At 43.8% G+C, this 14,907-nt stretch carries 14 protein-coding genes; 11 read left to right on the forward strand and 3 right to left on the reverse strand.

Annotated features, from left to right (window positions below):
- Positions 1 to 4: 4 nt before the first annotated feature.
- The 3 genes from rapZ to whiA are packed head-to-tail and all read left to right on the forward strand — an operon-like array spanning position 5 to position 2,878.
- Positions 5 to 892, forward strand: coding sequence for an RNase adapter RapZ (gene rapZ, locus GB993_RS09950; protein WP_161004178.1), 888 nt, complete (start codon positions 5 to 7; stop codon positions 890 to 892).
- The gene (locus GB993_RS09955; protein ID WP_161004179.1) at positions 889 to 1,893 is read left to right on the forward strand and encodes a gluconeogenesis factor YvcK family protein; all 1,005 of its coding nucleotides are present in this window, start codon (positions 889 to 891) and stop codon (positions 1,891 to 1,893) included. Before rapZ ends, GB993_RS09955 begins: the two co-directional genes overlap by 4 nt.
- Before the next feature lie 40 nt (positions 1,894 to 1,933).
- Entirely contained in the window at positions 1,934 to 2,878 is a 945-nt protein-coding gene (gene whiA / locus GB993_RS09960; protein ID WP_017262177.1) for a DNA-binding protein WhiA, read from the forward strand.
- Positions 2,879 to 2,976: 98 nt separating this feature from the next.
- Here the strand turns inward: whiA and GB993_RS09965 are convergent, their stop codons facing one another.
- A complete protein-coding gene (locus tag GB993_RS09965) occupies positions 2,977 to 3,897 on the reverse strand; it encodes an SDR family oxidoreductase (protein WP_161004180.1) in 921 nt (306 codons plus the stop codon).
- 148 nt (positions 3,898 to 4,045) lie between these two features.
- On the opposite strand from GB993_RS09965, the gene GB993_RS09970 reads away from it, so the two are divergent.
- A complete protein-coding gene (locus GB993_RS09970) occupies positions 4,046 to 4,627 on the forward strand; it encodes a TetR/AcrR family transcriptional regulator (protein ID WP_161004181.1) in 582 nt (193 codons plus the stop codon).
- Between the two features lie 136 nt (positions 4,628 to 4,763).
- Complete coding sequence (locus GB993_RS09975; protein ID WP_161004182.1) at positions 4,764 to 6,362, forward strand: ATP-binding cassette domain-containing protein; 1,599 nt, start codon at positions 4,764 to 4,766, stop codon at positions 6,360 to 6,362.
- A gap of 153 nt (positions 6,363 to 6,515) precedes the next feature.
- Here the strand turns inward: GB993_RS09975 and clpP are convergent, their stop codons facing one another.
- On the reverse strand, positions 6,516 to 7,112 hold the full coding sequence (gene clpP, locus GB993_RS09980; protein WP_017262181.1) for an ATP-dependent Clp endopeptidase proteolytic subunit ClpP: 597 nt from the start codon (positions 7,110 to 7,112) through the stop codon (positions 6,516 to 6,518).
- A 190-nt stretch (positions 7,113 to 7,302) separates the two neighbouring features.
- Here clpP and GB993_RS09985 point away from each other — a divergent pair, with 190 nt between their 5' ends.
- From GB993_RS09985 to GB993_RS10000, 6 genes are all read left to right on the forward strand, one after another.
- Complete coding sequence (locus tag GB993_RS09985; RefSeq protein ID WP_161004183.1) at positions 7,303 to 8,220, forward strand: prenyltransferase; 918 nt, start codon at positions 7,303 to 7,305, stop codon at positions 8,218 to 8,220.
- A 508-nt stretch (positions 8,221 to 8,728) separates the two neighbouring features.
- Entirely contained in the window at positions 8,729 to 10,165 is a 1,437-nt protein-coding gene (gene nhaC, locus GB993_RS09990) for a Na+/H+ antiporter NhaC (protein WP_161004184.1), read from the forward strand.
- A gap of 173 nt (positions 10,166 to 10,338) precedes the next feature.
- Complete coding sequence (locus GB993_RS12920; RefSeq protein WP_017262184.1) at positions 10,339 to 10,491, forward strand: hypothetical protein; 153 nt, start codon at positions 10,339 to 10,341, stop codon at positions 10,489 to 10,491.
- 526 nt (positions 10,492 to 11,017) lie between these two features.
- The gene (locus GB993_RS12925; RefSeq protein ID WP_017262189.1) at positions 11,018 to 11,188 is read left to right on the forward strand and encodes a hypothetical protein; all 171 of its coding nucleotides are present in this window, start codon (positions 11,018 to 11,020) and stop codon (positions 11,186 to 11,188) included.
- A 24-nt stretch (positions 11,189 to 11,212) separates the two neighbouring features.
- Positions 11,213 to 12,679, forward strand: coding sequence for a multicopper oxidase family protein (locus tag GB993_RS09995; RefSeq protein WP_161004185.1), 1,467 nt, complete (start codon positions 11,213 to 11,215; stop codon positions 12,677 to 12,679).
- A gap of 91 nt (positions 12,680 to 12,770) precedes the next feature.
- Entirely contained in the window at positions 12,771 to 14,195 is a 1,425-nt protein-coding gene (locus tag GB993_RS10000; RefSeq protein WP_161004186.1) for an MFS transporter, read from the forward strand.
- A gap of 57 nt (positions 14,196 to 14,252) precedes the next feature.
- On the opposite strand, the gene GB993_RS10005 is transcribed toward GB993_RS10000, so the two are convergent.
- Entirely contained in the window at positions 14,253 to 14,705 is a 453-nt protein-coding gene (locus tag GB993_RS10005; RefSeq protein ID WP_161004187.1) for a Fur family transcriptional regulator, read from the reverse strand.
- Positions 14,706 to 14,907 lie beyond the last annotated feature (202 nt).

Here is a 14,907-nt window from a genome sequence, read left to right on the forward strand (position 1 = left end):
AGAAGTGGCACAACAACTGAAATTGGTTATTATTACAGGGATGAGTGGTGCTGGCAAAACGGTTGCCATGCAAAGCTTTGAGGACTTGGGCTACTTTGTTATGGATAACATGCCACCCAAATTATTGCCTAAGTTTTGGCAGCTGGTCAGACAGTCAGGCAATGTTAAAAAGGTTGCGCTGGTCGTAGATTTACGATCACGTGAATTTTTTGATGACCTGCAGGAAATGATCGCAATTTCCTTAAGCACTGGCACGGTAGATACATCGGTATTATTTCTCGATGCGTCGGATGCCGAATTGGTGGCAAGGTACAAGGAAACCCGGCGAGCACATCCACTAGCCATGGATGGCCGCGTTTTAGATGGTATTCATCAGGAGCGAAGCTTGCTGTCGGAAATGAAAGAACGGGCAGACTTGGTCATCAACACAGATCATTTGACGCCACGTCAGCTACGCGAAGATATTTTTGAACAATTTGAAAATCAAGATAAACAGTCGGAATTTCATATTGAAATTTTGTCGTTTGGATACAAATATGGTTTGCCGATCGATGCGGACATCGTGATGGACGTTCGATTTTTACCAAATCCATATTATGTACCTGAATTAAAATCACTGACTGGCCGTGACCCTGCTGTGTATGATTACGTAATGAAACAGCCGGTTACGGAATCCTTTTACAAGCAGTTTTTAGAGCTTTTAAAACTGACCTTGCCTGGCTATCAAAAAGAGGGCAAACCCAGTTTGACCGTTGCAATTGGTTGTACTGGTGGTCAACACCGGTCAGTCGCTATCACAGAACGACTAGGTAAAGATTTAAGTCAGGACTATCGCGTTCATGTCAGTCATCGTGACGTAGAGAAACGAAAGGAAACGGTTAACCGCTCATGAAAGAAATCATGGAGAAGCGGCGGCCACGCGTAGTTGTCATTGGTGGAGGCACGGGTTTGCCTGTTGTCCTTAATTCCTTGCATAAGCAAGACGTCGATGTAACAGCCGTCGTGACGGTCGCAGATGACGGTGGTTCTTCGGGAATCATTCGGAATTATATTAACGTAGTGCCGCCTGGTGATATTCGCAATGTCATGGCCGCCTTGTCGCGGTTGTCACCATTGGAATTGAAGGTTTTTCAGTATCGGTTTGAAGCTAACGATAACTTCTTTTCCGGTCATGCGATTGGCAATCTAATTATCGCGGCGCTTACTGAAATGGAGCACGGCGTGTTTGGCGCTGTTCAGGAGCTGTCTGAAATGATGCATGTAGACGGTCATGTTTATCCAGTTGCCAACGAACCGTTGGTACTTCATGCTGAGTTTACCGATGGCACGCAACTCGCGGGAGAGGCTGAAATTACGGCTGCTCACAAACAGATTAAACGTGTGTGGGTCACACCACAGCCAGATTCTAACGATGAGATTGCTAAGGCGATGCCAGCCGTAATCGATGCTATTTTAGGCGCCGATTTGATTGTGTTGGGACCTGGTAGTCTATTTACAAGCATTTTGCCAAACCTCATGGTGTCAAACGTGGGCGAGGCAATTATGCATACTCCTACGGAAGTTGTGTATATTTGTAACATTATGACGCAGAAGGGTGAAACGGATCACTTTACTGATGCCGATCACGTTCAGGTATTAAACAAGCATTTGGGTGCCAATTTCGTCGATACAGTCCTTGTGAATACTGAACGGGTTCCAGAGGATTACATGGATTGGAAACGCTGGAACGAGGTGTCAACGCAAGTAACGTCAGATACCGACGCATTGACCAGGATGGGTGTCCGGTCGATTCGAGCCAATTTACTCCAGTTACGGGATGCCGGTGCTTTTCATGACGGGACCAAAGTGGTTGCTGAGCTGATGAAGTTGCTTGCACATAAACATATTCAATAACTGCCTTGATCAATAAGGTGATAGAAAAGGAGGCAGCACGATGTCCTATGCCAGTGACGTAAAAAAAGAGCTGACTGGATTAAAGGTGCACGCTGCGAATGGAAAGGCTGAATTAATGGCCTTGATTCGCATGAATGGCGCGGTCAGCATTGTTAACCACGCGTTTGTGTTAAACGTGCAAACGGAAAATCCGGCGATTGCTCGACGAATTTATGCATTATTAAAGCAGTTTTACCGTTTGGAGGCAGAACTGATTGTTCGTAAAAACGTCAAACTCAAGAAAAACAACATGTATGTCGTGCGGCTAAAGACCGGTACGCAACAAGTTTTAAACGATCTTCATGTGTTAGGTGACATGGGAATCGAAGAGGTGGTGCCACAAAATGTGCTTACCGAAGATAGCGAAGTTCGCTCTTATTTAAGAGGCGCGTTTTTGGCAGGTGGTTCGGTTAATAACCCGGACACCAGTCGTTACCATCTCGAGGTTTATTCTTTATATGAAGAACAGAATCAACAGATTTGTGAGTTAATGAATCAATATGACTTAAATGCCAGAATGACCAATCGTCGAAGTGGCTACATTACTTACCTTAAGGAAGGCGAGAAAATTTCTGATTTTCTCACTTTAATTGGGGCGACTAATGCCATGTTAAAGTTTGAAGATGTGCGCATTATGCGTGACATGCGTAATTCAGTCAACCGGCTTGTTAACTGTGAGACGGCGAACATGGAGAAAGTTGCTTCTGCCAGCTCTCGTCAAATTGATAACATCGAGTACATCAAATCGCGTGTTGGATTAGGCCAGTTACCAGCTAAGCTTCAGGCCATGGCCGAGACTAGATTGGCCAATCGTGAAGTTAGTTTGAAAGAACTAGGTGACCTGATTCCGGGAGGACCAATTTCCAAGTCTGGTGTTAACCACCGTTTGCGGAAAATCAATGAATTCGCTGATAAACTGCGTGAGGATGATATAATTTCAGCGTAGTTGTCGTGTTTGTAGTTTGATTTGATTAATAGATAAAGGCTAAATAAAATGACCGATTTCCTTTAACTGGGAAACCGGTCATTTTATTTATGCTCGAGTTAATTGCGTGGTTGTTGCAGTGCGGCGACATTAGCGGGATTGCTCAAACAAGTCTTTAAATCGTCAAGCAAACCTGTTTCGCGTGGATGCCAGTTCAACGCCTTTTGAGTCCATGTGCTGCTGGTGGGATTGCTGCCGACGATGGTAGGTTCAAACCAGCCAAAGTAGGCCTTAGCAGTCTCTTCATCAAAGTGTTCTACCGGCACATGCAATGTGTTGCCAATTGTTTCCACAATGGTCTTTACAGGAATGCCTTCTTCAGCAACCGCGTTATAGGTCGCGCCGGCTTCGCCGTTTTCTAATGCAGCAACGAACAGCCGCGCTGCATCGTTACGATGAACGGATGGCCAAACATTGGCGCCATCACCAACGTAGCCAATCTTGCCTTGATTAACCGTCATTTGAGCCAGAATGCTACCAAATCCTTGACGCTGAACGTCATGAACTGTTGGTGCCAAACGAACAACGCTGGCGCGAACGCCCTGTTGTGCATAACTGAGCGCCAGTGCTTCGGAAGCTGCTCGACCAACGGGATGTGCCATATGGTCCTGTTCGGTAGCAGTGCGTCCCATGCCAACCGCCATTAAGGTGCCAGATGTATTAACTAGTGGCTTGCCGGTGTTAGCTAAAGTATCGCCTAGCACTTTGACAGCAGCCATGTCCTTAGCGACGGCTTCATCATAGTGGTTAAAATCATTAGTAAAGGCGAGGTGAATAACACCGTCACTGCTCTTTGCGGCCGTTGATAAGCTATCTAAATCGTCCAGTGAGCCTTTAACGGGTGTGGCGCCTGCCTGAGTTAATTGTTGAGCCGAATGATCTGAATGAGCCAGTGCAAGAACCTCATGACCATGTTCAATTAGCGTTTTAACAACAACCTGACCAATGAAGCCATTACCACCTGTAACGAAAACTTTCATAATAAGTGCCTTCTTTTTAAATTTCATTTATTTGATAAAGTTGATTTTATAAATGATAGCTCTATCGGTAAAGATTATAACCGATAGACTTATCGGTATCAAGTGGTAAACTAAAATAAATTACTTTCAAAGAAATGGGATCAGAAGGATGAAGAAAAAAGACGATCAAAAATATAATCGCATTCTTGATGTGGCTGGCGATCTGATTATTACCGATAGTGTCGGTGCGGTTTCAACAACAAAAATTGCTAAGCAGGTTGGCATTTCCCAGTCCAGTATCTACGTTTATTTCAAGAATCGTGAGGCACTGTTGCTTACTCTATATGTTCGTGAACTGAAGCGTTTGTATGCTCAGGACGACGGGGAAGATTTGCGTTCGCTGTCGTTTGAAACAGCGATGAAACAGTATCTTGAGCAACTGTTTCACTATGGTTTGACCTATCCTAAAAGTATGACGATCATTCAAAAGTTAAAAGAGGATTACGTCTTTGACGAGCAGGCTGGTGAGCAAATTAATGTCATCGTTCATCAAAGCGCCGTACAACAGTTGTTATTTAAGGGGCTTGCTGACAAAACATTACGGCAAGTGGATATTTCACTACTTAGAAACATCATTTTTTCGACGATCAAACTGCACACGGACAACTTGCGGCAAGGTGTGTACACTGAAGCAGACGTGCCGTTTGAAAGAATCCAACGCATGCTAATGAAGGCAGTTCAGAATAACTAATTTAAGCCGAAAGAAACAGTATGGTTAGTAGATAGAAATAAATTTGCATATACGCAAATATTAACGATAAGGTGTTGTTGCGGCCTCCCAAGCAGTGATAGGTTCGCTTTAATAAAGAGCGAATGGGGGAGATTGCATGACCAAAATAATTCATCGCGGTTGGTTCAACATCGCTATTATTGTGGCGCTGATCAATGGCTTAGAAGTTCCTTTTAACACGGCTACCTATGCCTATATTTTTAAACTAATTACTACGCGTGACTTGGCCGGCGTCGGGATTTATCTGGTGATTGTTCTAGGCGGATATTTATTCTTTTCGACTTTGTCATACTGTCAAAGCTGGGTAGTCAATAAAAATGTGGCGTTTATCAATTTACGTCTGAAAACCCGTTATGTAGAAGCAAAGGTCGAGCGAGATGATCCCAGCCAGCAGGATTTCGAAGCAAACGGCCTGTCATTTTTAATGAACGATTTGAAGCTACTCGAGGATAATTATTGGCGCAACGTGTTTCGATTATTAGGATACGGCACGACCATTTTGGTCACCACGGGGTATGCACTACACAATAGTTTTCGGCTAACCGGAATTTTCTTAGCGTTTATGTTGGTGCCAATGGTCTTTCAGCGTTTGGCAAATAAAGGGACGACGACTAAAGCAACCGTTTGGTCACAAAAAAATGCACAGTTGGCAACACGCGTAAAGGACCTATTACACGGGGCAATGACCATTCGTCGCTACCATGCTGAGGCTGGTTACAGAACTAAGCTAATCAGGGATGTCGGTAGTGTTGAAGAGGCGAATGCTGCGCTTAAGAATCACATTGCACTGGCCAACAGTCTGCTAATGTATTTGTTTTATCTATTTTCAGAAATGCCGATTGCCATCGGTATCTACCTGACTATTTCAGGAATGTTAACGTTACCGGAATTTGTCGCAGTCCAATATTCAACTAACATGATTTTAAACGGCGTCAATCAAATGCTGACCTGTATTAACCAGATTGGGAGTACTAAGACTGTTCGCCAACAGTTGCACAGAAGTATTTCCAAAGAAGATATAACGGCGGAGTTGCCCATGAAATCGATTCAGTTTCAGAAATTGACATTGACAAATATTAGCTTTAAACGTGAACATCGTGACATTTTAAATGTCATTAATTTGCGAGTCCAGAAAGGCGAAAAAGTGTTGATTCAAGGGCCATCCGGAGTGGGCAAATCAACATTGTTGTCGGTTATGTTAAAAGAGTTGCCAGTTACAAACGGTCAACTGTTACTCAACGGGCAAGACTATGACGAGGCGCAGGTAAAGACCCTGTTTAGCAAGGTTTCACAAACACCGATTATCTTTGCCGAGACTATCAGATTTAATCTAACGTTGGGGATGCCATTCCATGAGAGCGCGATTCTAGTTGCTGTCAAACAAGCGGGACTCAGTGACGTCATCAATGAATCCAAGCTGAATCAGCAAATAACAGAAGGTGGTAAAAATCTTTCTGGTGGTCAGTTAAAGCGCCTGGAAATTGCGCGGGCATTGCTGTTTAAAAGACAAGTATTGTTGATTGATGAGGGAACCGCTTCCCTTGATCTGGCAACGGCAAAACAGATTCATGACACACTGTTGTCGTTATCTAATTTGACAATGATTGAGGTAGACCACCATATTCCACATGAGTTGTTATCCAAGTATGATCATCGCTATCAACTGAACAATGGCCGTTTAGAAGTGCTCGACTAATAATTACCCATGACTGGTCGTCTGGATGATCCAGACCGCTATCATCAGAACGGTGTTAAAAATGGTCAATGAATAAATGTGGCCTCCTCAATTTACTGTAAACGCAAAAAAGACCCTCGTCATTTGACGAAGGTCTTTGCTTGCTTATTATGATTACTTTTGCATTTCGCTGGAGTTAGTCATAATGTGGTCAATCAAACCATAATCTAAGGCTTGCTCAGCGGTCATGTAGTTATCCCGTTCAGTATCCTTATTGATGGTTTCGATGTCTTGACCAGTCTTTTCAGCCAGCAAGTTGTTGATCATCTTCCGTGTCTTCAGAATTTCTTCAGCCACGATTTCGATTTCAGTTTGCTGACCTTGAGCACCACCAGAAGGTTGGTGAATCAAGATTTCTGAGTGTGGTAAGGCAAAACGTTTGCCCTTAGCACCAGAAGTTGCCAGAATGGAAGCCATTGAAGCAGCCATTCCCATGACAATCGTTTGAACATCAGACTTAACAAAGTTCATGGTGTCGTAGATTGCCATTCCGGAAGTGATAACACCACCGGGCGAGTTAATATACATGTAAATATCTTTATCAGAATCTTGGGCATCCAAGAAGAGCAATTGAGCGATGATGGCGTTGGCCATGTCATCTTCGATTGGTCCGGAAACCATAATGATCCGGTCTTTTAATAGTCGTGAGTAAATGTCGTAGGCACGTTCGCCACGGCTGGACTGTTCAATAACAGTTGGAATCAAAGCCATAATTGAGGCCTCCTTGTAATTTGCGTTGTCATTTAGCACTTGTAATGGTGCTCTGCTAATCAACGTAATTGTAGTTTAACCCAAAGGTCAGAAAAGGTCAAACAAAATGGTGCGATTGTTTGAAAAAATGTGATAAAAAGTTGCGTACAATGTGATAGCCTTAGAGTATCATGGGGTTAGGGAGTTAGAGATGAATAAAAAATGGTTAACGTGGCCAGTATTTGTCACGTTAAGTGAGATTTATATCGCGCAGTTAAATATTATGTGGTTTATTTTGGGCTCTGCCATTGCCCAATATCAGTATGGTGTCGTCAACTGGATTAACGTTGTTTTGTGTTTAGTGGATGTGTTTATTTTTGATCTCGCAGTTAACGTGTCCGATAACTATTACGACTACGTACACGCTGCGGATCGTGAGGGGTACGCCGCCCATACAAATCCAATTGGCCGGTTGCATTTGCCCAAACGTGGTGTGTGGTGGCTAGCAGTTGCCCTGTACGTTGTCTCTGCAATCCCTGGGGTAATTTTAGTTATGCGCACCGGATGGCCGGTATTGCTGTTTGGGATTATTGGTTACTTGATTGGGATTCTCTATACCGCTGGTCCGTACCCATTAAATGCCATGCCAATTTGTGAAACTGTGGTCGCTTTTTCCATTACATATTTAATTGAACTCGTCTGTGTTTACATCAGCATTTACGGTCAGCACCCGTTTACATGGGGCGTGGCAGGTACGACGTTTGCATTATGTCTGCCAATTACGCTGCTGTTCTTTACCGTTCAATTAGGGAATAATACGGCAGATCTTGACGAAGATGTCAAAAACAATCGTCATACATTGGCTTATTTCATTGGCCGCAAACGGGCCGTCAAAGTGATGCAAGTCTTATTGATTGCTGGCAGTTTATGGCCAATTGTAAACTTGGTTTTTGGACTAGCCCCGTGGATTACTGTGCTAAGCGTGGTGTTGCTGCCGATTATGTGGCGGGGAATTAAATCGTTCTACGCAGTTCAGGACAAGCAGAAAACGTACATGAAAGTGATTAAAAATACATCTTTATTTTATATTGGGTACACCGCACTGTTTGCAATTGGCGCATGGCTGTAAAAGTAAAATCAGAAAAATCGTTTGACAAACGATTAAAATGCTAGTATATTTCTAATCAACATTTAATCATTGTTTTCAAACCTAGTAGTGAATGATCTGTGTGTCAGGAAGTCGGTGGTTGCTGCGAACCGATCAGGATCATCTCATCGAAATACCTGAAAACGAAAATGACCGGGCACCGCTGGACCGTTATCCCAGCGAGAGTGAATATGATGGGCGCTAGGCTCATTTTATTAAGCTGGGTGGTACCACGGTAAACTAATCGTCCCTGTTATGCATAATTGCATAGCAGGGACGATTTTTTGTATTTTAGAGTGTTGCATAACTTCGGATTCAGAAGTTAGGTGCACGTTTAGGAAAATGGTGCCGCAGCCCGGCATTAAAAAGAGAGAAAAGGGGGCCAATGGAAAATGACAGAAAATTGTGGGGGCAATCCTCGATATAGAACCTCAATGAATGACACTCAACGTTTACAACAATCTGGACATTCAAAAAATGAGGTATTCACATGGAAAAACAAACATTTAAAGTTGGTCGTAACGAAGCACTAATTGTCTTACTAGGCATGTTGTTAATTATGGGATTTGGCGTGATTAAATTTGGTTTATCGCCTCAAGTTCCCGTTATGTTAGTTATGGGATTATTGATGGCATGGGGTGTTGCTCACCGCTTGCCATGGTCGTTAATTAACGAAGGAATCAAGGATGGGATTGAAACCGGGATTGTACCAATTTTCATTTTCATTCTGGTTGGTGCGTTAATTAGTACATGGATTGCTGCTGGCATCATTCCATCCTTGATGGTTTTCGGTTTTCATTTAATCAGTGTTCAGTGGTTCGTTCCTTCTGTGTTTGTCGTCTGCGCACTGGTTGGTAGCGCCGTTGGTAGTGCCTTTACCGTTATTTCTACAGTCGGCATTGCGTTCTTCGGGATGGGCGTTACGATGCACGTTAACCCAGCTTTAGTGGCAGGTGCGATTATCTCCGGCGCAGTTTTTGGTGATAAATCGTCACCGCTATCCGAATCAACCAACTTAACTGCAGCGGTTGTTGACGCAGATTTATTCAAACACATTATGAACTTGATGTGGTCCACCATTCCCGCATTTATTATTGCGTTAGTTGTATTTACCATTATGGGAAGCGGTGAAAAGGGTGCTAGTCTAGCCAGTATCAATCATGTCATCAATATTTTAGACAACAACTTTACTATTTCAGCTTGGGCGATTGTGCCGATTGCTTGCATGTTCATTTGTGCATGGCGGCGAGTACCAGCGATTCCAACATTGTTTTTAAACATTGGTGTTTCGCTGGTGATGTTACTGATCGAGCATCCAGGCACTAAGTTAACTAAAATTGCTAGCATCATTGAAGCAGGATTTGTTTCTCACACTGGTAATAAAGAAGTTGATTTATTACTATCACGTGGCGGAATTGCAAGTATGATGGGAACGGTCTCACTGATCGTATTGACCTTATCACTTGGTGGTTTGTTGATGCAATTTGGGCTGATTGACGCTGTGATGACGCCGTTTGCGAAACATTTAAACTCCGATGGCAAACGGATCATTGCGGTCGTTCTCTCAAGTATTGGCGTTAACATCTTCATCGGTGAACAATTCTTATCCGTTATCCTTCCAGGTAAGGCATTCAAGAAAACATTTGATGAATCCGGATTAGCTCCTGTCGCATTGGGACGGGCGCTTGAAGATGGCGGAACGGTTATTAACTACTTGATTCCGTGGGGTGTTGCTGGCGTGTTCGCAGCTAACACGCTTGGTGTTCCAACGATGCAATACTTACCATTCGCATTATTTAGCTTATTGTCACCAGTATTTTCTATATTAAGTGGCTTGACTGGTATCGGTTTGAAGCATCAAGATGTTGCAAAAACGGAGTCAGAAAATTTTAAGCAGGTCACGGCTTCAACGGCTGTAGAAGAGTAATACGTCCGGTTAAAACGGTAGCGTGTGAACGAAGTCGTGACCAAAATAAAATAATTATTATGGCCGTTTGTGGTGCTGTTATTACATTGATGACTAAACCGGACTTGCTCACGTTGTCTAAAGCTGGTATAGTATTACGTGTTATTAAACATAGTATTGAGAGGAGAAGCATCATGGCAGAAAAGAAACCATTGAACTCATTCGCCGGCCAACGTCCCGTTGCTAAACGTCAACGTCGTATTCGCCGTGAAAAAGAAATTGCCGCAATCCAACGTTGGGCTGCTGGTAAGACTGACACGATCGAAGCAGCTCCAAAGGCTAAGTAATTTCGGTTGGTAGGCTTTTCTGATCGTCTCTAATTCAGTACATCAAAAAGCATTTAGTCCCGCAATCTCGTCATGAAAATGATGGGGTTGCGGTTTTTTATATAAGAGTGTGATCGCCCGCGGTTTGAAGTCGAGCAATAACGTAAATACGCCGTCATGAAGACGAATCTTGTCTTTATGGCGGCGTATTTGTGTTATGCACAGACTTCAGTGGGTGAGAGCACGTTTGCGACAATGTAATAGGGAAAATATGATTATTTACAGGGCCCTGGGGATCGGGCACGTTATGGTTAGGAAGTAGGAAAGTGGTCGGGTTCAGTAATTTTGTTAATCCTCAGTAAATCTGACTACATAATTGGATATGTCCTACAATCAATTTTCTGAAATTATCACTATCATTTTTAACTTCTAATTTGACCGTCATTAAGTGATTTAGATCTGTAATCCAAATTAAATTGAAATTTTTCAGCCTTCTGCGATGACATTTTAACTTAGAATGAATACAATGTACTCGGGAGGTGGAATTATGGGAACTGGTTCTAAACCCATCACGATTTTTTTCGTGATTTTGTATGCGTTTCTGTTTTATTTAGTATTTGCTAACAAGAACATGCTGGCGATGGAGGTGATGGCTGTGGGGATGTTATTGCAAGCCATCATTGATTGCTGGTGTGCTTTTCGCAAGTCAAAACCATGATACATATTTATAGGAGGCGTTCGCATGAGTGAACAGAAGGTTTACAACGATTATTTTTACGATGAACCTGTTTATGATTTGCATGACGGGGGTTATGTGCCGTTGAAGGTACCGGATGTGCCGGAAAAGCCCTTAACAATTCCGAGTGTATTAAAACCAGATAAAGTGGATGGCAATGATGTTTGGTATACCATTCGTGCTCAAGCTGGTGAAACACAAATTTTACCCGGTGCTAAGACGAAGACATGGGGCTACAATGCATCCTTGTTGGGCCAAACGGTCGTGTTGAAGGATGGTGTCCATTATCACGTGCATATCGTCAATGAATTACCTGAAGTGACAACGTTGCACTGGCATGGACTTAATGTGCCTGGCCCTGTCACAGATGGTGGGCCACATGCGCCAATTTATCCTGGTGAATCTCGTGACATTGACTTCACCTTGAATCAACCGGCCCAAACGGACTGGATTCACCCGCATCCATGTCCGAACACTGCTCGTCAGGTCTGGAACGGCTTGGCAGCGGCAGTTGTTGTGACTGACGACGTCGAGAGTAAGCTACCATTCCCACGTAATTATGGTGTTGATGACATTCCGGTTATCTTGCAAGATCGTAGTTATCACGACAATCAATTGGATTATGATGCCGATTATGACGTGGATGGTACGTTAGGCGACACGCCGCTAGTTAACGGCACTGTAAACGGTGTCTTTAAAGTCACGAAGCAACGGATTCGTTTACGAATTTTGAACGGTGCTGACAGGCGTGAATACCGTTTGCACTTTAGTGATGGTCACGAATTCACTCAAGTTGGCTCTGATGGCGGGATTTTACCAGCACCAGTTAAGTTGACTAAATTGATGCTGACCTGTGCTGAACGGGCAGAAGTTATCGTCGACTTTGGCGATCACAAACCGGGTGACAGGGTTCAATTGATGTCTGATGATGTGCCGTTGATGACGTTTGAAATTGGCGACTTTGAACCAGATAACACACAACTGCCAGATCATTTGCTTGATTTGGCCGATTGGGAACCAACGCCAGGTTTGCCCGTTGAAAAGACAGTTATGTCAGGTATGGACGACGAAGTCCGCCTAGACGGTAAGCTGTTTGATATGCAACGGATCGACCGCAAACAGAAGTTGGGCGATGTCGTCGACTGGGATGTGACTAACACAAATGACATGGGTAGTGGCATGATTCACCCGTTCCACATGCATGGCTGTCACTTCTTAGTCCTATCACGGAATGGTAAGGCACCTTATCCAAATGAACACGGTTACAAGGACGTTGTCGGTGTTAATGCTGGTGAGACTGTTAGAATTCGGGTTATGTTTGATGTGCCTGGGGTCTTCATGTATCATTGCCACATTTTGGAACATGAGGATACAGGAATGATGGCTCAGATTGAAGCTTACGATCCAGACCACCCACAAACGTTCCACTTGCTAAGTATGGATGATGTTAACAACCGAACGAACCAAAATTAAATTAATCGTTGGCTAATATGAGCGGCGTCTTGAATAATTCAGACGCCGTTTTTATGTGAGTCGGCGAACACATAGAGAGAAGTGCATTGGTATGAGTGAGAAAGAGGCAACAGCAAGTGTCGACAATAGGGGGCACGTTTATAATCGATTATGGTTCATTATTACGTTACTGACGGGCACGTTCAGTATGTCCATCAGTCAATCGTCTTTATCGACTGCATATCCGACCTTGATGCGCACGTTTAATATCGGGGCACCACAAGTGCAGTGGATGACGACCGGATTTATGTTGGTGATGAGTGTCATGATTCCAGTGAGTCCGTGGCTACTGGACAACGTTAAATTTACAACGCTATTTCGTTGGGTGACCGCCATGTTTGCATTTGGGACATTGCTGTGTATGACGGCGACGAGTTATCCAGTATTGTTAATTGGTCGTTTGATTGAGGCGCTTGGCGTTGGCATCATCTTTCCATCGTTTCAGACGGTGTTGTTGACGATTACGCCTGAAGCTCATCGGGGAGCAACGATGGGCACGGCAGGGCTAATCATGGGATCTGCCTTAGCAACCGGACCAATCGTTTCCGGGATTGTCCTTTCGTTTGCAAGTTGGCGTGGTCTGTTCGTATTGTTCTTCGTGCTCGTTACCGCTGTGTTTATTCTGTCTTTCTGGACGATTAAAGATGTTATGCCAGTTAATCGGTCGACGATGGACTGGTTGTCGATTATTTATTCGCTGGGATTCATCGGTGTCTTGTACGTCCTTAATCAAATTGGGGTAAAGGGTGCTAACTGGTGGCTGACAACGCTGTTAATTATCAGTATCCTGGCACTGATTGGCTTTTGTTATCGTCAGTTACATCGTGACCAACCGCTATTGGAATTACGAGTTTTCCACAGTCGTTTGTTCACGACCGGTGTGTTGCTAACGGGAGCCTCTTACATTGCACTGATTGTGACCACGATTGTGCTACCGTTGTATTATCAAAATGTGCTCGGTTTATCAGCACTATTTTCTGGTTTGTCACTGGTTCCAGCGGCCGTGGGTCTCAGTCTGTTGAACCCACTATCCGGTCATTTGATGGATCGAGTCGGACCACGAAATGTTGTCCTTACAGGGATGATTTTGATTGTGCTTGGGTTTGGCTACCTGACTATCTTTGCACGTCATTTAAACGTGTTTAGCTTGATTTTGGCTTCAATTGTGACAGAAGGTGGGAATGCATTTGTGATGATGCCAGCCGTTACGTTGGGGGCAAACTCATTGCCGGATAAACTGATTTCTCACGGAACCGCTGTAACAACGACTGCTCGTCAGATTCTGGGATCGGCAGGGGTTGCTGCCGCCACGATTATTTTGACGCGGGTGACAGATGCGCATAAGGCTGCTCAAGGTTTGCATCAGGCCACACTGACTGGCTATCAGATGACGTTCTTAACATTTCTGATTATCGGAATCTTAGGTCTGGCATTAACGTTTACCTTACCGCGTGGTAAACAGGCGCCAACGAAGTAGGGATAAGAAAAATCGCCGTTCACATTAATTGTGAGCGACGATTTTTTTATATCTGATTTATTTTGCATCTGGTGTTAGTCCCAGTTTGCGTTGGCAATCTGGACAATAACCATAGAGTTCGATGTGATCTTCGGTAATCATGTAACCGGACTGTTTAACCGCAGCGCTTTCCAGATTAGCGAAATCATCATAAAAGATGTCCGTAATCTTCCCACAGTTCTGACAAACGGCGTGAAAATGTGGCCGGCCAAAGTAGTCATAATGTGTTCCGGCATCACCGTTTTCTAGTTCAATCACAATCCCTGTTTCGACTAACGTATTTAACGTATTGTAAATCGTTGCCAAGCTTAGTCCTTGGTGAACGGGTTTCAGTTCGTCAAACATGGTGCCAACGTCAGGATGATTGTGGTGTGTCATGAGGTAATGGAGCACAATCTGCCGTTGCGGGGTAACCCGCAGACGTTTGTCCTTTAATACTTTTACCGCTGCTTCATCAATAACCTGTGCCATAGGCAACTCCTTCCTTAGACTTGTTCTAACTTAATATTAAAACACTTTTCTATCTAAATACCAATTAGATGAATTGTCAAGGACTCATGTAATTGACGATATGTCTGAAATTACAACATTAAAATCAATTCCTCAAAATTTGAGTAGATTGATTTCGTTTCGCCGGTCGAGGACATCGTACCATGGGATCGATCTCAGCCCT

The organism is Furfurilactobacillus milii, assembly GCF_009864005.1.
GTDB classification, from domain to species: domain Bacteria; phylum Bacillota; class Bacilli; order Lactobacillales; family Lactobacillaceae; genus Furfurilactobacillus; species Furfurilactobacillus rossiae_B.

Bases quoted from the DNA above. Each gene is read 5' to 3' on its own strand.
- GB993_RS09955 (WP_161004179.1), top strand. From the start codon at position 889: ATGAAAGAAATCATGGAGAAGCGGCGGCCACGCGTAGTTGTCATTGGT.
- whiA (WP_017262177.1), top strand. From the start codon at position 1,934: ATGTCCTATGCCAGTGACGTAAAAAAAGAGCTGACTGGATTAAAGGTG.
- GB993_RS09965 (WP_161004180.1), bottom strand. From the start codon at position 3,897: ATGAAAGTTTTCGTTACAGGTGGTAATGGCTTCATTGGTCAGGTTGTT.
- GB993_RS09970 (WP_161004181.1), top strand. From the start codon at position 4,046: ATGAAGAAAAAAGACGATCAAAAATATAATCGCATTCTTGATGTGGCT.
- GB993_RS09975 (WP_161004182.1), top strand. From the start codon at position 4,764: ATGACCAAAATAATTCATCGCGGTTGGTTCAACATCGCTATTATTGTG.
- clpP (WP_017262181.1), bottom strand. From the start codon at position 7,112: ATGGCTTTGATTCCAACTGTTATTGAACAGTCCAGCCGTGGCGAACGT.
- GB993_RS09985 (WP_161004183.1), top strand. From the start codon at position 7,303: ATGAATAAAAAATGGTTAACGTGGCCAGTATTTGTCACGTTAAGTGAG.
- nhaC (WP_161004184.1), top strand. From the start codon at position 8,729: ATGGAAAAACAAACATTTAAAGTTGGTCGTAACGAAGCACTAATTGTC.
- GB993_RS12920 (WP_017262184.1), top strand. From the start codon at position 10,339: ATGGCAGAAAAGAAACCATTGAACTCATTCGCCGGCCAACGTCCCGTT.
- GB993_RS12925 (WP_017262189.1), top strand. From the start codon at position 11,018: ATGGGAACTGGTTCTAAACCCATCACGATTTTTTTCGTGATTTTGTAT.
- GB993_RS09995 (WP_161004185.1), top strand. From the start codon at position 11,213: ATGAGTGAACAGAAGGTTTACAACGATTATTTTTACGATGAACCTGTT.
- GB993_RS10000 (WP_161004186.1), top strand. From the start codon at position 12,771: ATGAGTGAGAAAGAGGCAACAGCAAGTGTCGACAATAGGGGGCACGTT.
- GB993_RS10005 (WP_161004187.1), bottom strand. From the start codon at position 14,705: ATGGCACAGGTTATTGATGAAGCAGCGGTAAAAGTATTAAAGGACAAA.